The organism is Phenylobacterium sp. (assembly GCF_044358365.1).
Taxonomy (GTDB): Bacteria; Pseudomonadota; Alphaproteobacteria; order Caulobacterales; family Caulobacteraceae; genus Phenylobacterium.
In genome coordinates, this window is sequence record NZ_JBIKNZ010000001.1 from 103,429 (window position 1) to 123,229 (window position 19,801).

A 19,801-nucleotide genomic window follows, 5' to 3' on the forward strand; every position below is an offset into this window, starting at 1 on the left:
GAGCGGCGAACTTGGCCCGTGTCGGCGGTTCGGTAAAGGCGGCGCGTCAGGACGTGCGCGTGACCTTTGGAAAGCCGGGCATCCGGAACGGCGTATTGCGCGGCCTTGCCCAACGGGTGAGCGCCGCCCGGAGGGTGTCGGGCGAGACCGGCTTGACCATGAAGTCATTCATGCCAGCCGCGAGGCAGGCATGGCGATCGTCCTCAAAGGCGTTGGCGGTCAGGGCGACAATCGGCGTCGCAATACCCTCGGCGCGCATCTGTCGCGCGGTCTGTTCTCCGGAGAGCCCCGGCATCCGCATATCCATAAGGACAAGATCGAAGGCGCGCAGCCGTGCGGCCACCAGGGCTTCCTCGCCGCTGATGGCGTGCTCAACGTCGCAGCCTTCCCGCGTCAACAGGGCGCGCGCCAGCAAGGCGTTGATGGGGTTGTCCTCCACGAGCAGGATCCGGGCGCCGGGCGCCGCAGCGGCGGCAATCCGGTCATCCTCGCGCGGGGTGGCGACGGCCTGGGCGGATCCTGCCGCCACCAACACGCGTTCGGCGAGCGAGGCGCGACGCAGAGGTTTGATCAGATAGCCCTGAAACCCCGAACGCCGGTAGCGGGCGATCTGGTCCCGCTCCTCCGGCGCCAGCAATACGATGGCTGCGCGCTGCAGCGGCGCGCGCAGCGTGGCGCCGGGTCCGGCCAGTCGCGCATCCACCAGCACCACATCGCCGGGCCGCGTTCGCGTAATCGCTTCGGGCAAGTCGTGGGTGACAATAGCCACGCCGCCGCAAGCTTCGACCTGACGTTTCGCGGCCTCGCGAACGATGGGGCTGGGCGACGCTATGCCGATCCGTCGCCCCTTCAAGGGCTGCTCCCGCGGCGTCCCCGGGAGTTCCGGAAAGGCGGCTTCAAACCAGAAGCTGGCGCCCCCTGTTGAGGTCTCACCCACTCCCACTTCCCCGCCCATGGCGTGTGCAAGCCGCCGGGCGATGGCAAGCCCGAGACCTGTGCCCCCCAGATCTGCATGTGTCTGGTCCGCCTGAGCGAAGGCCTCAAAGATGTGATCGCGGTCATCCTCCAAGACGCCGGGTCCGGTGTCTTCCACGACAAAGCGGATCGTTCCGCCGCCAGTCTGGCAGACCGAGATCAGCACGCCGCCGGCGCTTGTAAACTTCACCGCATTTCCGGCGAAGTTCAGCAGGATCTGTCGCAGGCGTCCTTCGTCGGCGTGGATCGTGCTCAGTGCGGCCGGCACCGTCCATGCGATCTCCAGGTCCTTTTCGCGCGCACGGGGCGACAGCAGCTCGGCGACGCCTTGCAGAAGGCCCTCCAGGTTCGTGCGGTCAGCGTGGAGTTCCACACGCCCCGCCCCTAGCTTGGCGAAATCGAGAACGTCATTGACCAGGGTCAGCAGGTGCTGGCCGCTGTCGTGCAACGCGTGAACATAGGCCTTCTGTTCGGCGGTAAGTCGGGTGCCTTCAAGCAGGCGCGCCATGCCGAGGACGCCGTTCAGCGGCGTGCGAAATTCATGGCTGAGCGAGGCCAGTTGTTCGGCGCCGATCTGGGCGCGAGTCGGTCGGCGTTCCGATAAGGGGCGCATGGAGTGTCTGGACATAGGGCCGTTGCCTAACCGCCAATCGCTTAACGATGGGTCAAATGCGAGCCGGAACCGGCTGAAATCTCAGCCTTATGGCGTCTTGCCATAGACGAAACGATCCCGGCGCTGTTTACTGTGGCAGATTACGCAAGGGTGCCTCGAGGATTGGATGAAGGCTCTGGAGCTTCTGACTCAGCGCGAACTGGAATGCCTGAGCCTCGTGGACAGGCATTTCAGCTCCAAGCAGATCGCCCGTGAACTGGGCATGTCCAAGACGTCCGTTGACACCTATTGCGACCGCGCCCGCAAGAAACTGGGAGTGACTGATCGCTACACCGCCGCCCGATTGCTGCGCGACGCAGGTCTCGATCCTGTCCTGATTGAATCGGGACACGACACAGTGAGGACAGACGCACCTTCCGGAAACTGGCTCGGTGCCCCTGCAACAGCGGGAGGCTCTGATGGGTCAGCAACCGAACTTCGAGAACAGAGCGGTGATCGGTCGTGCGCTGCGCCTGCGTCGGGAAATCGACGACTTCGAAACCCGGTGGCCGGCTCTGGCGAAGCGGGAAGAATTGCTCCCGGGCTTCTCCTGGTCCCAACTGGAACGGCAGCTGGTGGATCTTTCGGCGACTCCGGCGCAGGCGGACATGGCGCGGCACCTGGTTTCGGCCACCCGCAAGCTCGCGCCCTTCAAACCGCCGGAGATGGTGCTTCGGGAAATTCTGTGCCTGACCTGGATTCTCCTGGACGAGAACTTCAAGGGCGAAGCCGAGGTTGGCTCCGCCGAAATGAACTGACGCCGTCAGTTCGGCTTGGCGCCATTCTGGGAATAGCCGCCATCACTGCCGTCGCGTTTGGCGGCATGCTGGTCGGTTTGCACGCCTTGAGCGACTTGGCACGAGATTTAGCGCGCGCCTGAACGGGCTGGTAACGCTACCCTGCGACTTTTCTCGTGTGAAAGAGAATTGTCGCGAGTGGAGAGACTTCACGCTCAAAGAACGCCGCATGGTCTCCGAGCAAGTCGCTGCGGCCCTGTTCGAAGCAGAAGCTTCGATTGATGCCGCCCTCGCCCAAACCGCAAATCTCGCCGGTGCAATGCCCGCGATGCGTCGCCAGGCCAGGCCGGGGCGCATCGGCGCCGGTCGGTCAGGATGCCCTGGAACACGCAAGTCAGGCTCTGATGGCCCTGGCCGAGGCCCGCCGCGCCATTGTCGAAACCCACAAGGAACTCAGCATCGTCCAGGGCCAGATTGGCCTCGGCGCCATCACCATGGGTGGCGCTAGCGGTGCGAAGCCGCCGGCGCAAGCGGTGCACGCGGAGCGCATCCGCATGCGCGCTCTCAGGATCGCCTCCTGACGCACTAATCATTTCAACTGACGACAGCCTCTGTCAGAATGCGACCCTTGGCGAAACCGGGGGCCATTTTCCTTGCCTGCTAACCAACTTCCGGTCTGGGTCTGGCCTGTGGCCATGATGATCGTTTGCGGCCTGGCGTTGTGTCGCGGCCAGGACGACGAGCGACTGGCTGCGGCCGCCACGCTGGCGAACTGGGCGATCACACTTGTATTGTCCCGGCCGCTGAGTGAGGAAACTCAGTGGGCTGTGATGGCGGTAGACTCCGTACTTTTGGTTCTGATGGTCTGCCTGGCGCTGCGCAGCAACCGTTACTGGCCGCTGTTTTCGGCGGGGTTTACTTTGTTGATAGTCGTGACCCACATTGCCCACGCTCTGGACACCGGGGTCAACGGGTGGGCCTACCTCACTGCCATGCTGATCTGGAGCTACCTCAGCCTCCTCACGATTGGCTACGGTGCGTGGACCGCGCCTTACGTGAGAGCGGCCGGCGTGACTGCTGACGCTACGCCCGGCGCGACCCTCCGGTAGATCAACGCCTCCGCCACATGGACGCGACGGATCGATTCGACGCCCTCGAGATCAGCGATGGTGCGCGCTAGCCGCAAGGTCCGGGTCCAGCCGCGCGCTGACAACCCCCCGGCCTCGGCGGCGCGGGACAGCAGCGCCCGGGCAGAAGCCTCCAGGTCGGCGATGGTTTCCAGCCAGTCGCCCTCGGCCAGGCTGTTGATCACTGCGACACCCTCGCGCCCTGACGCCCTGGCGCGATCCGATTGCAACCGCCGGGCCTGGGCCACACGCGCGGCGGCCTCCGCTGTGCCTTCGGACGGCGCCGGCAAAGCCATGTCGGCGGCGGTGACGGGCGGCACTTCAACCTGCAGGTCGATGCGGTCCATCAATGGGCCGGAGATGCGGCCCTGGTAGTCGGTCTGGCAGCGGGGCGCGCGGCCGCAGGCGCCCTTGCCTGGACCGCCGTGCCCGCACCGACAGGGGTTCATGGCCGCCACCAGCTGGAACCGTGACGGATAGCGCACGTGAGCATTGGCGCGCGCCACGACCACCTCACCGGTTTCCAGCGGCTGGCGCAGACTGTCCAGCGCCTGGGTCCCGAACTCGGGCAGTTCATCGAGAAACAGCACGCCATTGTGGGCCAGGCTTACCTCGCCAGGTTTGGCCTTCAGGCCGCCGCCAGTGAGTGCGGCCATGCTGGCGGAATGGTGGGGACTGCGGAACGGCCTGGCGCGGGTAAGTTGGCCCTTGGCGATGAGCCCTGCCACCGAGTGGATCATCGAGGTCTGCAGCAACTCCTCCGCGGTCAGCGGCGGCAGCAGTCCCGGCAGGCGCGCCGCCATCATCGACTTGCCAGACCCCGGCGGTCCGATGAACGAAATGTTGTGTCCCCCGGCGGCGGCGATCTCCAGCGCGCGCTTGGCGTGCTCCTGACCCTTGACGTCGCGCAGATCGGGAACCCGTTCACCATCCAGCATCTGCCCTGCTTCGGGTGGCGACAACACCTGGGTTCCGCGGAAGTGATTGACCAGGGCGATCAGCGACGGCGCCGCCAGGATCCGCGTCTCGCCCGCCCAGGCCGCCTCCGGCCCGCAGGCCTCGGGGCAGATGAGTCCGAGCCCCATGCCGCCCGCCGCTACCGCCGCAGGCAAGGCGCCCGTCACCGCCGTGATCCGGCCATCCAGCGCCAGTTCACCCACCGCCGCCCAGCCCTCCAGCGCGTCGGGTGGGACGATCCCCATGGCCGCCATGATCGCCAGCGCGATCGGCAGGTCGTAGTGGCTGCCTTCCTTGGGCAGGTCGGCCGGGGCCAGGTTGGCGATTATGCGTCGGGCCGGCAGCGAGAGGCCCATCCCAACAAAGGCCGCCCGCACCCGCTCACGGCTTTCGGAGATGGCCTTGTCGCCCATCCCCACGAGGAAGAACTTTGGATCCCCCCGGGTGAACTGGACCTGCACATCTACGCGGACGGCTTCGACACCGCTGAACGCCAGGGTCACCACCCGCGCCGACATGCCTCAACCCCTTGTATCCAGACAAAACTTATCCACAAGACCAACACGAACGGCGGTCCGGATCAAGAACAAAAAAAGAACCTAGAGAGAAAGCGAGACGTTTCCGTGACTTCCCAGCGTCTCTTCCACAATAACCTACGCTTTGACGCGCAGCTCTTCGATCCGCGCCCACATCACCTCGGTGGCGTCGACCCCGGAGAATCGTTTCAGCGACGGTGCGCCCGTGGGCGAGGTCACGTTGATTTCAGTCAGATACTCGCCGATCACATCGATGCCGACGAAGATCAGGCCGCGCGCCTTCAGCTCCGGGCCAATCGCCGCGCAGATCTCGTGATCCCGCGCGGTCAGCTCGACGGGGTGGGCGGTTCCTCCGACGGCGAGGTTCGATCTGATCTGCCCCTTGCCCGGAACCCGGTTGATGGCGCCCACCGGCTCACCATCGACCAGCAGGATCCGCTTGTCGCCCCTGGTTACCGAGGGCAGGAACTTCTGCACAATCACGGGTTCGCGCCCCAGTTCGGCATGCAGTTCCAGCAAGGTGTCGAGGTTGGGGTCGTCCTTCAGGTGCCGCGTCACCCCAGACCCGCCGCGCCCGTTCAGCGGCTTCAGCACGATATCGCCGTGGCGGTCGCGGAAATCCATGATGGCCGCCCTGTCCCAGGTGATCAGGGTCGGCGGTTGCAGCCCGGGAAACTTCGTGACGAACAGTTTCTCCGGGGCGTTGCGCACCTCAACCGGATTGTTCACCACCAGGGTCTTCGGATGCACCGCTTCCAGGAAAAAGGTGGTGTCGATGTAGTGCATGTCGAACGGCGGGTCCTGGCGCAGCAGGATCACATCAAACTCGGCAAGCCCGACCTTGCGGAAATCCCCCAGCGTGGCGTGCGCGCCAAAGGTCCGTTGGACAGTGACGTCCCGGCCCCGCGCAAACACCCGACCCTCGTCCATGGCCAGGGTCTCGGCCACATAGACGAACAGTTGGTGGCCCCGCGCCTGGGCGGTTTCCATCATCAGGAAGGTTGTGTCGCCCTCGATATTGATGCCCTCGATGGGATCCATCTGGACGGCGACCTTCAGTGACATGCGCAGTTCCCCCTTTGGCGACCTCTCCGACATAGGCGTTCGGGCCAGCTAAGGCTACCCGGCCTCAGACGCCTTTCCACGCATCCGGGATGTGCAGCGGCAAGCGACCCGGAGCCAGGGCGATCAGGTCCAGCCGCACGGCGCAATCCCGGAGCGCCGGGCGCGCCAGGGCGAGCTGGACGCCAGCGCGCAGCAACCGCTCGCGTTGATCTGCGCCCACGGCCTCAAGCGCGGTTTCCAGTTCGGTCCGGCTCTTCACCTCCACCACTGCCAGCACATCGCCGCGCTTGGCCAGGATGTCGATCTCGCTGATCGGGGTCTTCAGGCGAAACCCCAGGATCCGGTAACCGCGGGCCATGAGCCAGACCGCCGCCCACACCTCCGCCCGGCGTCCCGACCGACGCGCGGCCAAACCACGGGCGGCGCGGCGCGTCACCGCTTCAGTTCCATGGCCCGGCGGTACAGATCGCGGCGGGACAGGCCCAGCGCCTTCGCCACCTCGGACGCGGCCTCGGCAGGTTTGAGACGGGTCAAGGCGTCCGCCAGCGCAGCGTCGGCGTCGGCTGCCGAGGCCTCGGTCTCCCGACCTGGACCGACCAGGATGACGATCTCGCCCCTGGGCGCGTCCAGCTCTGGATCCGCCGCCAGGGCGGAAAGCGGCCCGCGATAGATCGTTTCGTAAAGCTTGGTCAGTTCGCGACAAACCACGGCCTCACGGTGTCCCAGTACGGAAGCCATGTCGGACAGGCTATCGGCCAGCCGGGAGCCGCCTTCATAGAAGACAAGGGTGGTGCGGATGCCTGCCAGTTCTTCCAGGAATGTCCTGCGCGCGGCGCTTTTCGGCGGCGGAAATCCCGCGAACAGAAATCGGTCGGTGGGCAGCCCGGCCGCCGAAAGTCCGGCTATGAGTGCCGACGCCCCCGGTATGGGGATCACCGCATAGCCCTCGACGGAAGCTTCGCGAACCAGCCTGTAACCGGGATCGGAGATCAGGGGCGTACCGGCGTCGCTCACCAGAACCACCCGCTTGCCCTCCGCAAGGGCGGCCAGCGCCCTGGGCCGGGCGCGTTCTGCCGCGTGCTCGTCGTGGCGTTCCAGCTTCGCCGATATCCCGTAGGCGTGCAGCAGTTTCCCGGTGACGCGCGTATCCTCGCAGAGCACCAGGTCGGCCTGCGCCAGCACATCCAGCGCACGCAATGTGATGTCGCGCAGATTCCCGATCGGTGTCGCCACCACATAGAGGCCGGACGCCAGCGGGGTTTCATTCAGGGCCGGCAGGATAATCGGTGGAGCCATGGGCGCAGGGTTCGCCGGTTGGGCGGCGAAAGGCAAGCCGCGCCTTATCAGGCCGTCGCGAGCTCGGTGGTCAATCGATCGAGTACCTTGCGACCATTTGCAGTGGCTCGCAGCCTGTCCGTGTCGGCGACCAGCAGGCCCAGTTGAACGAAGTCACGGACACGGGGGTGATCCCGGTTGAGGCCCAGGATCGCGACGTCCTCGAAGGCCACGCCCTCCAGAATCCTCAGGCCGCTCAGCAGGCGCTCCTCCGCGGCGTCCTGTGCGGTGAGGGTTTCGCGCGCCGAGAACCCCAACCCGGTTTCGGATACCTGGCGGAGGTAGTCGGCCGGGCGATCCGGCGCCACCGTGGCCACGCGAGCGCCATCCAGAGTCAAGCGACCGTGGGCGCCGGGCCCGACGCCGACATAGTCCATACCCCTCCAGTACACGAGATTATGCCGGGACCTGGCCGCAGCCCCCCGCGCATGGTTGGAAACCTCATAGGCTTCAAACCCCTCGGCCTCGAGAACGCTTTGGGTGGTGTCGTAGAGGTCTGCGGCAAGGTCCTCACCCGGCGGTCTGAACACCCCGCGTCGGACCGCCCGGTCAAAGGCTGTGCCCGACTCAATGGTCAACTGGTAGGGTGAGATGTGCTCACTGCCCAGGGCGATGGCGTGACGCAGGGTCTCGATCCAGCCCACTGACGTTTGTCCCGGCAGAGCATAGATCAGGTCCAGCGAAAGGCGTGGGAAAGTCGCACCCGCGACCTCCGCCGCCCGCCGGGCCTGTGCGGCGTCATGACTTCGCCCGAGGAATTTCAGGGCCGCGTCGTCCAGCGCCTGAAGGCCCAGAGACAATCGGCCGACACCGGCATCGGCAAGCGCGCTGAAGCGCGCCGCCTCGGCATCCGTCGGGTTGGCCTCAAGGCTGATTTCGAGATCAGCGGCCGGAGTCCACAGCGCCCGGGCGGATGCGATGATGTCCGCCACATGGCCCGGTTCCATAAGTGAGGGCGTGCCGCCGCCGAAGAAGATCGACACCAGATCACGCGGACCGGTCAGCGCGGCCTGGGCCTTCAGGTCCTCGACGATGGCGCGGGCAAGGTCAGACGCCTCGATCTCACGGCCCCTGGCCCGGAAGACGTTGAAGTCGCAGTAGGGGCAGATGCGGGCGCAATAGGGCCAATGCACATAGACCCCGAGCGGCAGGGTCAAAGCAGGGCGGCCTTCAGTTTTGCGAACGCCCGCGCGCGGTGGCTCATGCCATCCTTGGTCAGGGGCGCCATCTCGCCGAACGTCTGATCATGGCCTTCCGGAATGAAGATAGGATCGTAGCCAAACCCGAGATCGCCTCTGGGCGGAAAGGTCAGCGTCCCGTCCACCCGTCCTTCGACGACCACCGCGGGCCCCTCTGGCCAGGCCACAGCCAGCGCCGATGTGAACCAGGCGGACATATCGGTAGCCCCGGTCTCCTCAAGGCGTGCGCGAACCTTTTCCATCGCCACACTGAAATCCTTGTCCGGTCCGGCCCAGCGGGCCGAGTAGACACCGGGCGCGCCGCCCAGCGCGGTGACCGAAAGTCCGGAGTCGTCCGCCAGCGCGATCAGCCCCGAGGCGTCTGCGGCGGCCCGCGCCTTCAGCATCGCATTGCCCACAAAGGTCGCCTCGGTCTCCTCCGGCTCAGGCAGGCCCAGTTCGCCAGCGGCCACCAGGGTAAAGCGACCCTCCAGGATTTCTGCCAGTTCGCGAGCCTTGCCGGGATTGTGGGTCGCCACCACCAGCCGCGTGCCGGGCTCCAGAATTAACGACACTGATTCACTCCGCATTGACCGCTCCGGGACCATAGCCTCCGCCGACGATGTTGCATTGCAAAAGTTTACTGTCGTTACCCGATGTTAATTTGATCGAAAAGCAATGTAACCGTATCGATAAGCACATCGGGGCACGGCGCTCCGAACATTAACTCGCTGCAACGCAGCATATAAAACGGAGCTACCCCTATGTTCTCTCAAGCCATGTCCATCCTCGACCGCGTCGCTGTGACCTTCGTCGTAATCCTCGCTGGCGCGCCCATCCTGGCCATCGCGGCCGAAGCGGCCTTTCTCTAAGACGCGGCCCTGCTACTTATGGGGTCGTCCGATCCGCCCCGATTGCCTGCCTGACCTGGCGCCGCGGCGGATCCAGACGCACGAAGGGGAGCCGTCGACATTGCGCGCCATGGGACCCGGCTCGGTTTCGAGCTTTCTGAAAGTCATCCTGGACGTCGTTTTCGCCGCCCTCTGGACCAGCCTCGCGATCCTTGGCGTCGTGACGGTGGCAGCGCTCCTGGTCAGGTTCAATCCTGATCTCGTGATCGGCCTTCGGGCTGGCGCCGATGGCGCTCCAAACGCCGACATTACAAAGCTTCTCGCCAACGGCGCAAACATTCTGCGCTCCCTGGCGTCCGCGGTTCTGTATCTTGCCGCCATCCTCGTCATCGTGGGGTCCCTACGGCGCATCTTCATGACGCTGACAGCGGGCGACCCTTTTCATCCTGATAATGTGGCGCGCCTGCGACTGATCGGGTTGATGCTGGCCGCACTAGAGCTGGGCCGTTACGCCTTCTGGGCGCTGAGTGTGTGGGTCTTCCCGGGCCTTGATCGGGTGGAGCCGTCGCTCAGCCTCACTGCTTGGTTTTCCGTTCTGGTCGTCTTCGTCCTGGCGGAGGTGTTCCGCGAAGGCGCACGCCTGCGCCGCGAAGCCGAACTGACCATCTAGCGGAGACCCTGGAATATGCCGATCCGCGTCAATCTCGACCGCGTTCTGCTGGATCGCCGGATGTCCCTCACCGAACTGGCCGACCGCGTGGGGGTGACCATCGCCAACCTGTCGATCCTGAAGACCGGCAAGGCCCGCGCCGTCCGGTTTTCGACACTGGCCGCGCTCTGCCGGGAGCTGGACTGTCAGCCCGGCGATCTGCTGATCTATGAGGCCGGGTCAGAAGACGGGCCACTGGATGACGAACCCGATTAGCGCGATGTTGCATCGCGGCAACTCGTTCCCGCAATGCAGCGGGAATCACTGTGGATTTAACGAAAACCCTTGATCTGACAACAGTTCGCGCCCATCCGGCCCTCATTGCACTGCACAATGGAGGCGTGGCTCAAATGGTCGCCCTGATCGAAAAACTCCTGGATGCGATGTTCGCGCCGCTGGCGCGTGAACTGGAGCGCCTGCCGGCTTCGGCCATGCGCTTCTACGTATTCTTCTGAAAATTGATGCGCGCGGTCGGGCCTAACCCCCGACCGCCGCCTTCTGCAGGGCGCACAGTTCGCCGATGCCCTTGCGGGCCAGCGAGAACAGTTCGTCGAACTCCCCCTGGCTGAACCCGCGCTTCTCGCCGGTCGCCTGGACCTCAACAATCGATCCCGAGCCGGTCAGCACGAAGTTGGAATCCGCCTCGGCGTTGGAATCCTCCTCGTAGTCGAGATCCAGCACCGGCGTTCCATTGAAAATCCCGCAGCTGACAGCCGCCACCTGGTCGAGGATCGGGTCGGTGGTGATCACGCCCTCATCCAGCAGGTATTTCGTCGCCAGTCGTAGCGCCACCCAGGCGCCCGTGATGGAGGCGGTGCGCGTGCCGCCGTCCGCCTGCAGCACATCGCAGTCCACAGTGATCTGGCGCTCACCCAGCGCCTTCATGTCCGTGACGGCGCGAAGCGACCGGCCAATCAGGCGCTGAATCTCCTGGGTGCGGCCCGACTGCTTGCCCTGGGCAGCCTCTCGCCGGCCTCGCGTGTGGGTGGCCCGCGGGAGCATGCCGTACTCGGCCGTCACCCAGCCCTGGCCCTTGCCGCGCAGAAATCCGGGGACGCCTTCCTCCAGGCTGGCCGTGACCAGCACCCTGGTGTGCCCGGCTGTGATCAGGCACGAACCCTCGGCATATCGGGTGACCGCCGTCTCCAGGGTGATGGGTCGCAGCAGTTCGGGAGTGCGTTCGGAGGGGCGCATGGCAAAAGACTCTTGAGGGCGCAGCTTGCGCCGCTGAGGGTCGCGCTTATCCTGTATCCGAAAGGCCCCGTCCATGGGGGCCGCGAGGGACCCCTGCCGCACCCCGTGAACCCATCCCTGTTTGCCCGTGGCCCGTCGCTCGTCGACATGGACGCCCGCGCCCGCGACATATTCCGCCGCATCGTCGAAGGTTATCTGGAGACCGGCGAGCCAGTGGGCTCTCGCACCCTGTCGCGGGGCGGGGTGTCGCTGTCGCCTGCCTCGATCCGCAATACCATGCAGGATCTGACGCAACTGGGCCTGCTTGGCGCGCCGCACTCCAGCGCCGGGCGTCTGCCAACACATGCGGGCCTGCGCCTTTTTGTCGACGGACTGCTGGAGGTGGGCGACATCGGCGGCGATGAGCGCCGCGAGATTGAGACCCGGCTGCTCGCCCATGGCCGCAACTACGAGGATGCGCTCAACGAGGCCTCGGTGATCCTGTCGGGGTTGGCGGGCGGCGCTGCGGTCGTGGTGACGCCCGTACGTGATGCGGGCGTCAGCCACGTGGAATTCGTGCCGCTTTCCGGCGACCGCACGCTAGCGATCATGGTGTTCGACGATGGGGTGGTGGAAAACCGTCTGATCCGCCAGCCTGCCGGCGTCACACCGTCGGCGCTGCAGGAAGCCTCCAACTTCCTCAACGCCCGCATGCGTGGCCGCACGCTCGGCGAAACCAAGGCCGATCTTCGCGGCGAACTGGACCTGGCCCGCCGCGAGCTCAATGACACCGCGGCGCGGCTGGTGGAGGATGGTCTGGCGGCCTGGGGCGGCGGCGAGGCAGCCGATCGCGCCCTGATTGTTCGCGGCCGGGCCAACCTTCTCGAAGATACCCAGGCCATTGATGACCTGGAACGCGTGCGTTCGCTGTTCGAGGATCTGGAGCAGAAAGAACAGCTGATCGGCCTGCTGGATGGGGTGCGCGATGGCCAGGGCATGCGCATCTTCATCGGGGCTGAAACGCGGTTGTTCTCGCTTTCGGGTTCCGCTGTGATCGCAGCGCCCTATATGACGGGCTCACAACGGGTGGTCGGCGCGATCGGCGTGATCGGGCCCGCCCGCCTGAACTACGCCCGGGTCATCCCGCTGGTGGACTATACCGCCCGCGTTCTTGGCCAGGTGATGAACACATGAAGAATTGAGTCGAGATGTCCGAGAACGATACCCCCGCAAACTGGGAAGCCGACACCCCTTCCGTCGATGCCGAGGTCGAGGCGCTGCAGGCCGAGGTTCAGGCGCTGAAGGAACAGGTGCTGCGTTACGCCGCAGACGCCGAGAATACCAAGCGCCGCGCCGAGCGTGAGGCCAATGACGCGCGCGCCTACGCCATCCAGAAATTCGCCACCGACCTGCTTCGCGTCGCCGATAACCTTGACCGCGCAACGGCCGCCGCCCCGAACGAGAGCGGCGATCCTGCGGTGAAGAACTACGTCATCGGCGTGGAGATGACCGCCAGGGAACTGCTGGCGGCCTTCGAGCGCAATGGCCTCAAGAAGATCGACCCGCCGCAGGGCGAGAAGTTCGACCCCCACAAGCATCAGGCCATGATGGAGCAGCCGGGCACGGATGTGTCACCCGGCGCCGTGGTTCAGGTGATGCAGGCCGGCTATGAACTGCTGGGCCGGCTGGTCCGCCCGGCGATGGTGGTGGTGGCTGCCAAGGCGCCCGCGCCCGCTGCGCCGACGAACCCCTATGCCGGGGGTGAAGCCGAGGGCCGCGACGCCGGCGCGAGCTTCGATACCCGGGCCTGAACGGTCCCGCCCACAGCCCGCGCGCCGCCTGTCCACAGGCGCCGGGAATCTCTGGGATTGGGGGACTTCCCCGCCCCGGCGATTTCGCTAATGTCTCGAATCCCTTTCAGATCGGGGCGCGGGCGAGCGAAGGTGATTCGTTTGCGCGTGTAGGCGAGCCGGGACCGACATGAAGCTGACCATTGAACGCGCCGCCCTGCTTCGGGCGCTGGGCCACGTGCAAAGCGCCGTCGAACGGCGCAACACCATCCCGATCCTGTCGAACGTGCTGTTGTCGGCCGACCGCGACCGGTTGACCTTCTCCGCCACGGACCTGGACCTGGAGATCATCGACGAGGCCCTGGCCCAGGTAGACCAGCCCGGCCAGATCACTGCGCCCGCGCACACCCTCTATGAGATCGTGCGCAAGCTGCCGGAAGGCGCCGACGTCTCCCTAAGTTTCACCGGCGAAGATCCGCGCCTGACGGTGGCTGCGGGGCGCAGTCGCTTCAACCTGCCGGTGCTTCCGGCCGGCGATTTCCCGGTGATGTCGTCCGAAGGATTCTCTGGCCGCATGTCGGTGGATGTGAACGACTTGATCCGGCTGATCGACAAGACCCGCTTCGCCATTTCGGGCGAAGAGACCCGCTACTATCTGAACGGCCTCTACCTCCACACCGTGATGATCGACGGCCAGGCTCGCCTGCGCGCGGTCGCCACTGACGGCTCGCGCCTGGCGCTGGCCGACATGCCCGCTCCGGAAGGCGCCGTCGGCATGCCGGGCGTGATCGTGCCGCGCAAGACCATCAACGAGGCCCGCCGCCTGCTTGAGGACGCCGGCGAAAGCGTCGACGTCCAGATCAGCCCCCAGAAGATCCGCCTGGAGCTCAGCGGCGCAGCCCTCACTTCCAAGGTCATCGACGGCAACTTCCCCGACTATGGCCGGGTCATCCCCAAGGACAACCAGCGCACCGTGATGGTCGACGCCAAGGTGTTCGCCCAGGCCGTCGACCGCGTTGCGACCATCTCGGCCGAGAAGAGCCGCTCGGTCCGGATGGCCATCGAATCCGGTCGCGTGGTGCTGACCGTGCGCAACATGGAAGCCGGCCAGGCCGTCGAGGAACTGGAAATCGACTACGACGGCGACCCCTTCGAGCTGTCCTTCAATGCCCGCTACCTGATGGACATCACCGACCAGATTTCCGGCGGGAGCATGGAGCTGCGGTTTGGCGGCCCGAATGACCCGGCGCTGGTGCTGGATCCGGGCGATGCCGATGTGCAGTACATCCTGATGCCCTTGAGGGTGTAGGGAGCGGATAGCCCGGCCTGCCCCCGAGAGGACACGCGGCAGCCGCCCGGTCCTGTCGCGATGGCCTGATGGCGGACTTTCTGGTTCAGTGCCCGCCAGAACCCTCGTAGACGCCCGGCGCCGTCTGACCACGGCCCGGTCCTGTCGCGCGCACGAAACGGCGATCGCAGTAGGGGCACTCTACGTAGGCTCCCTCGCCCATCTCCAGCCACACGCGTGGATGGCCCAGCGCCCCGCCGCCGCCGTCGCAGGCGATCCGGTGGCTGTGGACGGCGATCACCTCAGGCGCAGGGCCGAGGACGGACGTCGCCGGCTGGACGGGGGTTTTTGCAGCAGCTTTGCGGGCCATGATCTTCGTACCTTGCGTGCCAACCGCTTGGCGCGGCGCAGGCTGGCCTCTAGGTATGCGAGAGCGGCTTTCGTCGTCAACGCACCACGCCCAAGTTCAGGACGCTCATGGACCTTCCGGATTTCGCCATCGAGGCCAGAGGCCTGACCAAGACCTATGCGGCGACCAAGACGACGCCGGAGATGCAGGCCCTGAAAGGCATCGATCTTGCCATTCCTCGCGGCTCGATCTTCGGACTGCTGGGACCGAACGGGGCGGGCAAGTCGACCTTCATCAACATACTGGCGGGTCTTTGCGAGAAGACATCCGGCGAGGTCCTGATCTGGGGTCGCGATATCGATCACCGACCGCGCGACGCGCGAGCCGCCATCGGGGTGGTGCCGCAGGAGATCGCCGCCGACCCATTCTTTACGCCGAAAGAATCCATGGAAGTGGCGGCTGGTATGTACGCGGTGCCGAAGTCCGAGCGGCGCACCGATGAACTGCTGGCCGCGCTGGGCCTGTCCGACAAGGCCAATGCCTATGTACGCCAGCTTTCGGGCGGCATGAAGCGCCGGCTGATGGTGGCCAAGGCCATGGTGCACAATCCGCCGGTGCTGATCCTCGACGAGCCCACCGCAGGGGTAGATGTCGAACTGCGCAAACAGCTCTGGAACTATGTGCTGGAACTGAACCGCAAGGGTGTGACGATCGTACTCACCACCCACTATCTGGAAGAGGCTCAGGAGCTTTGCGACCAGATTGCGATCGTCAACCGGGGGCAGGTCGTGGTTTGCGAACCCACCGCGACTTTGCTCCAGCGGATGGACACCCGCATGGTGCTGGTCACACCCGATCAACCCCTGGCGGCCGCACCGGCTCTGGCGGGCTTCGAGACCAAACTGCTGAAGTCCGGCGGCTTCTCGGTGACCTACCGCACGGGGCAGTCCAGCGTGGAGCAGGTGCTGGCCGCTGTCCGCGCCGCCGGGCTGCACATCAAGGATATCTCCACGGAAGACCCTGATCTGGAGGACGTGTTCGTGTCCCTGACCTCGGCCAACCCCGTCGCCGCCTGAGGCCCCGCCGGAACAATCAGAAATCGGGTATCGCTGGGTTCGCCGGGCATCCATCCACAGCTTGGCGTTCTACATGGATGGTTCAAGGGGTGCGGGTCGCGGCGTCATCCTTTAGCGTCGGCCTGCTCATGAACGCCCAGACTCCCCCTTCGCCAGACGCCGCCGGCGCCACCCCGGTGATGGCCCAGTATTTCCAGGCCAAGGCCAGCCAGCCGGACGCCCTCGTGTTTTTCCGCATGGGCGATTTCTACGAGCTGTTCTTCGAAGACGCCCAGAAGGCCGCCGCAACCTTGGGAATCACCCTGACCGCGCGCGGCCAGCATGGCGGATCGCCGATCCCGATGGCCGGCGTTCCTGCCCACGCCATGGAAGCCTACCTCGCCAAGCTCATCCGGGCGGGCTTCAAGGTTGCGGTCTGCGATCAGCTCGAGGACGCGGAGACCGCAAAACGTCGGGGCGGCTCCAAGGCCGTGGTGCGTCGCGATGTCGTGCGGGTCGTGACGCCGGGAACCCTGACAGAGGACGGCCTTCTGGATGCTCGCGGCGCCAATCGGCTGGCTGCCGTCTCGGTAAGGGCGGGTTCGGCGGCGGTAGCCAGCGTCGAGCTTTCCACCGGCGAGGTCGAGTGTTTCGCGATCACGGTGGGGGGCCTCGCCTCGGCGCTGGCGGCGCTGGGACCGTCCGAGATCCTGGTTCCGGACCGGTTGTTCGCGGACGCCGCCGTCTCCGAGGCCCTGAAGGCGGCGGGGGGGTTCGTGCAACCCATGCCCGGCGCGCTGGCCGAGCCGGGGGCCTCAGAGGCGCGGTTGAAGCGGCTCTACGGCGTCGACACTCTCGACGGCTTCGGTCCCCTGTCAGGCGCCGAGATTTCGGCTCTGGGCCTGATCGCCGCACATCTGGAGACCACCCAGGCTGGCCGCGTCCCGGTCCTGTCGGCCCCGCGCCGCGCAGGAGAGGCCGATGTGATGATCATCGACCCCGCAACCCGCATCAGCCTGGAGATCGAGCGCGCCACCTCCGGCGCCCGCGAAGGCTCGTTGGCGGCGGCCATTGACCGCACCGTTACCTCGCCGGGCGCACGGCTGTTGAGCGCGCGCCTGGCGCGGCCCCTGCTGGATCCGGCAGCGATTGATGTGCGACTTGATGCCGTCGCCTGGTTCTGCGAACGGCGACCCCAGCGTCAGCGCCTGCGCGATACGTTACGGGCCATGCCGGACATGGCCCGCGGCCTTTCCCGACTGGCGCTGGGCCGGGGTGGACCCCGTGACCTCGGCGCGCTGCGCGACGGCCTGGGGATCGGCGAGGCGGTCTGTGGCCTGTTCGTCGATGCGCGTGAGCCACTGGTCGAGCCGCCTGCCGAGATCGCCGCCGCGGTTGCGGCGCTTGACCTCAACCTCCTGCCCCAGCTTGCGGCCTTCCGGGACCTGTTGGCCAATGGTCTGGGTGCGGATTTGCCAACCCTGACCCGGGATGGAGGATTTGTCTCGCCAGGCGTCCGGCCCGAGCTCGACCATGCCCGCGCCCTTCGCGACGACAGCCGACGTGTAATTGCCGCGCTCGAGGCGCAGCTGGCGGGCGAGAGCGGCGTTTCACTCAAGATCCGCCACAACGCTGTCCTGGGCTATTTCGTCGAAACCACAGCCAGGGCGGCGGAGCCGCTGATGACTGCGCCGCTGAACGCGACCTTCATCCATCGGCAGACGCTGGCCAATCAGGTACGCTTCACCACGGTCGAACTCGCTGAACTCGACGCGAAGATCGCCCAGGCCGCAGAGCGGGCGCTGGCCATCGAACTCGAGACCTTCGAAGCCTGGCGATCGGCGGCGATCGAAGTGGCGCGCGAGGTTATGGGCGCAGCGCAGGCCGCCGCCACGCTCGATGTCGGCGCGGCCCTGGCCGAATGGGCCGACGATGTCGGCGCGACCCGCCCGGTATTGGATCGATCCACCGCCTTCGAGGCCGAGGCGGCCTGCCATCCGGTGGTTGAGGCTGCCGTGCGAAGGGCGGGCGACGCCTTCACGCCCAACGATTGCCGACTGGACGGCGCGGGTGTCGGCGGTCCACGCCTCTCCATCGTTACCGGCCCGAACATGGCCGGCAAATCCACCTTCCTGCGGCAGAATGCGCTGTTGGCCGTGCTGGCCCAGTCCGGCTGCTTCGTGCCTGCCAAACGCTTTCGCCTGGGCGTGGTCGACCGGTTGTTCAGCCGGGTCGGCGCGGGTGATGACCTGGCCCGCGGCCGCTCGACCTTCATGATGGAGATGGTCGAGACCGCCGCCATCCTGACGCAAGCTACTCCGCGAAGCCTTGTTATCCTGGACGAAATTGGCCGCGGCACCGCCACCTACGACGGCCTGGCCATCGCCTGGGCCTGCGCCGAAGCGCTGCATGAGACCAACCGTTGCCGCGCCCTGTTCGCGACGCACTATCACGAGCTGGCGGTGCTGGAGGGTCGGCTGGCGCACGTCTCCAACCTCAGCCTCAAGGCCAGGGAGTGGAACGGCGACCTGATCTTCCTGCACGAAGCTGGCCCTGGCGCTGCGGATCGGAGCTATGGCGTGCAGGTGGCGAAACTGGCCGGTGTGCCGCCAGGCGTGGTGGCGCGCGCCAGGCAGGTGCTGGAACGTCTGGAGAAGGAAGCCTCGGGGCCCGCCAATCTCGACGAACTTCCATTGTTCGCCGCCGTGGCGGAGCCTGAGGCGAGGTTCGGGCCGAGCAAGGTCGAGGAAGCACTGCAGGTCTTGGATCCCGACGGCATGAGCCCGCGCGAGGCCATGGATGCGCTGTACAGGCTCAAGGGGTTGTTGGGGTGATGGCGCCGTGGCCCGACCTGATCTTGCTCAATGGCAGCTCATCATCGGGCAAAACCTCGATCTCGAAGTCGCTCCAGGCCTTGCTCCCTGTGGGCTACCTGACCTTTAGCGTGGACGATGTTTTTGGATGGCTTCCGTTGCGCTGGGACAGAAGTGAAGAAGGGTTCCATTTCGTTCCGCATCCGAACGGGGAGCTGGAAATTGTATCTGGACCGGAAGGCTTAAGAACGATGCAGGCTTGGCGGCGGATGGTTCGGGCAGCCGTGGATGCAGGCATGCGCGCCATTGTCGACGCCGTCTTCACGGATCCGGGCCAGCGAGACGACTGGGCCGATGTCCTCCACGGTCGGGACGTATTTCTGGTCGGCGTTCAGTGCGACCTTGCCGAGTTGCAGAGGCGTGAGCTGGATCGCGGTGACCGTGGCGTGGGTCAGGCGCTCTGGCAGCACGAACGCGTTCATGCACAAGGGCCGTATGATCTTGAGCTCGACACCACGTCGATGTCCCCTGACCAATGCGCCGAAGCTATCCTTTCGGCTTTGAAAGCGAGACGTCATGGAAGCGTACTCACGAGCCAGCCCCAATGAACAAGCTAAAAGCCTTGATGGTCGACGTCGACGGCGTGGTGATCCGCACCCGTCCCGGGGGCTGGACCGCCGACCTCGAAACCGATCTCGGCCTGCCGGCTGACCTTCTCCAATCCCACTTCTTCCGCCCCCACTGGAGCGATGTGGTGATGGGACGCGCGGCGTTGCGGGACCGGCTCGATCCGTTCCTCGCCCGGCACGCGCCGCATCTGACCAGTGACGAGCTTACCGCCTACTGGTTCGCAAAGGACGCCTGGCTCGACGATGAGCTGCTGGCTGATCTCGCAGCATTACGCTCGCGCGGCCTGATCCTTCACCTCGCCACCGTTCAGGAGCACGAGCGCGCCGCCTACCTCTGGAACACGCTGGGCTTCAGCGACTGCTTCGACGCCATGCACTATGCCGCCGACCTGGGCTGCGGAAAGCCGGACCCCGAGTTCTACGCCCGCATCGAGGCCCGCACCGGATTTGCCCCGGCCGATCTGTTCCTGCTCGATGATCGGCCGGCGAACGTCGAGGCCGCCCGCGCCGCGAGCTGGGGCGGCGCGCTGTGGGACGGGACGGCGCGACTTTCCGAGGTGCTCGCCGCAGGTGGATGACAGC

The 19,801-nt window shown here is 66.0% G+C and carries 21 protein-coding genes and 1 pseudogene; 13 read left to right on the forward strand and 9 right to left on the reverse strand.

What is annotated here, in order from left to right:
- Positions 1-46: 46 nt before the first annotated feature.
- Positions 47-1,588: a response regulator gene (locus ACIQ3B_RS00580; RefSeq protein ID WP_397399089.1), complete on the reverse strand. Its 1,542-nt coding sequence runs from the start codon at positions 1,586-1,588 to the stop codon at positions 47-49.
- Between the two features lie 166 nt (positions 1,589-1,754).
- On the opposite strand from ACIQ3B_RS00580, the pseudogene ACIQ3B_RS00585 reads away from it, so the two are divergent.
- The 4 genes and pseudogenes from ACIQ3B_RS00585 to ACIQ3B_RS00600 all read left to right on the forward strand — a co-directional run.
- Positions 1,755-1,922: pseudogene (locus ACIQ3B_RS00585) on the forward strand (response regulator transcription factor); the annotation flags it as partial.
- A 124-nt stretch (positions 1,923-2,046) separates the two neighbouring features.
- Entirely contained in the window at positions 2,047-2,385 is a 339-nt protein-coding gene (locus tag ACIQ3B_RS00590) for a hypothetical protein (RefSeq protein WP_397399091.1), read from the forward strand.
- Between the two features lie 260 nt (positions 2,386-2,645).
- Positions 2,646-2,945, forward strand: coding sequence for a hypothetical protein (locus ACIQ3B_RS00595; RefSeq protein WP_397399093.1), 300 nt, complete (start codon positions 2,646-2,648; stop codon positions 2,943-2,945).
- A 114-nt stretch (positions 2,946-3,059) separates the two neighbouring features.
- The gene (locus ACIQ3B_RS00600; protein WP_397399095.1) at positions 3,060-3,473 is read left to right on the forward strand and encodes a hypothetical protein; all 414 of its coding nucleotides are present in this window, start codon (positions 3,060-3,062) and stop codon (positions 3,471-3,473) included.
- Here the strand turns inward: ACIQ3B_RS00600 and ACIQ3B_RS00605 are convergent.
- The 6 genes from ACIQ3B_RS00605 to rdgB form a co-directional block, all read right to left on the reverse strand.
- The gene (locus tag ACIQ3B_RS00605; RefSeq protein WP_397399097.1) at positions 3,416-4,966 is read right to left on the reverse strand and encodes a YifB family Mg chelatase-like AAA ATPase; all 1,551 of its coding nucleotides are present in this window, start codon (positions 4,964-4,966) and stop codon (positions 3,416-3,418) included. The two genes, ACIQ3B_RS00600 and ACIQ3B_RS00605, sit on opposite strands and share 58 nt — an antisense overlap.
- 135 nt (positions 4,967-5,101) lie before the next feature.
- Entirely contained in the window at positions 5,102-6,049 is a 948-nt protein-coding gene (gene gshB / locus ACIQ3B_RS00610) for a glutathione synthase (protein WP_397399099.1), read from the reverse strand.
- A 64-nt stretch (positions 6,050-6,113) separates the two neighbouring features.
- Positions 6,114-6,485 (reverse strand): YraN family protein, encoded by a 372-nt coding sequence (locus ACIQ3B_RS00615; protein ID WP_397399101.1) that lies wholly within the window; start codon positions 6,483-6,485, stop codon positions 6,114-6,116.
- The gene (rsmI, locus tag ACIQ3B_RS00620) at positions 6,482-7,345 is read right to left on the reverse strand and encodes a 16S rRNA (cytidine(1402)-2'-O)-methyltransferase (RefSeq protein WP_397399103.1); all 864 of its coding nucleotides are present in this window, start codon (positions 7,343-7,345) and stop codon (positions 6,482-6,484) included. Before rsmI ends, ACIQ3B_RS00615 begins: the two co-directional genes overlap by 4 nt.
- Positions 7,346-7,392: 47 nt before the next feature.
- Positions 7,393-8,541, reverse strand: coding sequence for a radical SAM family heme chaperone HemW (gene hemW / locus ACIQ3B_RS00625; RefSeq protein WP_397399105.1), 1,149 nt, complete (start codon positions 8,539-8,541; stop codon positions 7,393-7,395).
- Positions 8,538-9,137, reverse strand: a complete 600-nt coding sequence (rdgB, locus tag ACIQ3B_RS00630) for an RdgB/HAM1 family non-canonical purine NTP pyrophosphatase (RefSeq protein WP_397399156.1) — start codon at positions 9,135-9,137, stop codon at positions 8,538-8,540. Before rdgB ends, hemW begins: the two co-directional genes overlap by 4 nt.
- Positions 9,138-9,534: 397 nt before the next feature.
- Between rdgB and ACIQ3B_RS00635 the strand changes: the two genes are divergently transcribed.
- Positions 9,535-10,083 carry a DUF2975 domain-containing protein gene (locus ACIQ3B_RS00635; RefSeq protein ID WP_397399107.1) on the forward strand — a complete coding sequence of 183 codons (549 nt, stop codon included), beginning with the start codon at positions 9,535-9,537 and terminating at the stop codon, positions 10,081-10,083.
- Between the two features lie 15 nt (positions 10,084-10,098).
- On the forward strand, positions 10,099-10,338 hold the full coding sequence (locus ACIQ3B_RS00640; RefSeq protein ID WP_397399109.1) for a helix-turn-helix domain-containing protein: 240 nt from the start codon (positions 10,099-10,101) through the stop codon (positions 10,336-10,338).
- Positions 10,339-10,599: 261 nt separating this feature from the next.
- On the opposite strand, the gene rph is transcribed toward ACIQ3B_RS00640, so the two are convergent.
- Entirely contained in the window at positions 10,600-11,316 is a 717-nt protein-coding gene (gene rph / locus ACIQ3B_RS00645) for a ribonuclease PH (protein ID WP_397399111.1), read from the reverse strand.
- Between the two features lie 147 nt (positions 11,317-11,463).
- On the opposite strand from rph, the gene hrcA reads away from it, so the two are divergent.
- The 3 genes from hrcA to dnaN all read left to right on the forward strand — a co-directional run bounded on the left by hrcA (position 11,464) and on the right by dnaN (position 14,394).
- Positions 11,464-12,489 carry a heat-inducible transcriptional repressor HrcA gene (gene hrcA / locus ACIQ3B_RS00650; protein WP_397399158.1) on the forward strand — a complete coding sequence of 342 codons (1,026 nt, stop codon included), beginning with the start codon at positions 11,464-11,466 and terminating at the stop codon, positions 12,487-12,489.
- Between the two features lie 14 nt (positions 12,490-12,503).
- The gene (gene grpE / locus ACIQ3B_RS00655; protein ID WP_397399113.1) at positions 12,504-13,106 is read left to right on the forward strand and encodes a nucleotide exchange factor GrpE; all 603 of its coding nucleotides are present in this window, start codon (positions 12,504-12,506) and stop codon (positions 13,104-13,106) included.
- A gap of 169 nt (positions 13,107-13,275) precedes the next feature.
- Positions 13,276-14,394, forward strand: coding sequence for a DNA polymerase III subunit beta (gene dnaN / locus ACIQ3B_RS00660; protein ID WP_397399115.1), 1,119 nt, complete (start codon positions 13,276-13,278; stop codon positions 14,392-14,394).
- An 85-nt stretch (positions 14,395-14,479) separates the two neighbouring features.
- Here the strand turns inward: dnaN and ACIQ3B_RS00665 are convergent, their stop codons facing one another.
- On the reverse strand, positions 14,480-14,743 hold the full coding sequence (locus ACIQ3B_RS00665) for a zinc-finger domain-containing protein (protein WP_397399117.1): 264 nt from the start codon (positions 14,741-14,743) through the stop codon (positions 14,480-14,482).
- A gap of 107 nt (positions 14,744-14,850) precedes the next feature.
- On the opposite strand from ACIQ3B_RS00665, the gene ACIQ3B_RS00670 reads away from it, so the two are divergent.
- The 4 genes from ACIQ3B_RS00670 (at position 14,851) to ACIQ3B_RS00685 (ending at position 19,797) form a co-directional block, all read left to right on the forward strand.
- The gene (locus tag ACIQ3B_RS00670) at positions 14,851-15,798 is read left to right on the forward strand and encodes an ABC transporter ATP-binding protein (protein WP_397399119.1); all 948 of its coding nucleotides are present in this window, start codon (positions 14,851-14,853) and stop codon (positions 15,796-15,798) included.
- Positions 15,799-15,926: 128 nt separating this feature from the next.
- Positions 15,927-18,611: a DNA mismatch repair protein MutS gene (gene mutS / locus ACIQ3B_RS00675; RefSeq protein ID WP_397399121.1), complete on the forward strand. Its 2,685-nt coding sequence runs from the start codon at positions 15,927-15,929 to the stop codon at positions 18,609-18,611.
- Positions 18,611-19,198, forward strand: a complete 588-nt coding sequence (locus ACIQ3B_RS00680; RefSeq protein ID WP_397399123.1) for a chloramphenicol phosphotransferase CPT family protein — start codon at positions 18,611-18,613, stop codon at positions 19,196-19,198. The genes mutS and ACIQ3B_RS00680 overlap by 1 nt, the downstream gene beginning before the upstream one ends.
- On the forward strand, positions 19,195-19,797 hold the full coding sequence (locus tag ACIQ3B_RS00685) for an HAD family hydrolase (protein WP_397399125.1): 603 nt from the start codon (positions 19,195-19,197) through the stop codon (positions 19,795-19,797). The genes ACIQ3B_RS00680 and ACIQ3B_RS00685 overlap by 4 nt, the downstream gene beginning before the upstream one ends.
- The last annotated feature ends 4 nt before the right edge of the window (positions 19,798-19,801 follow it).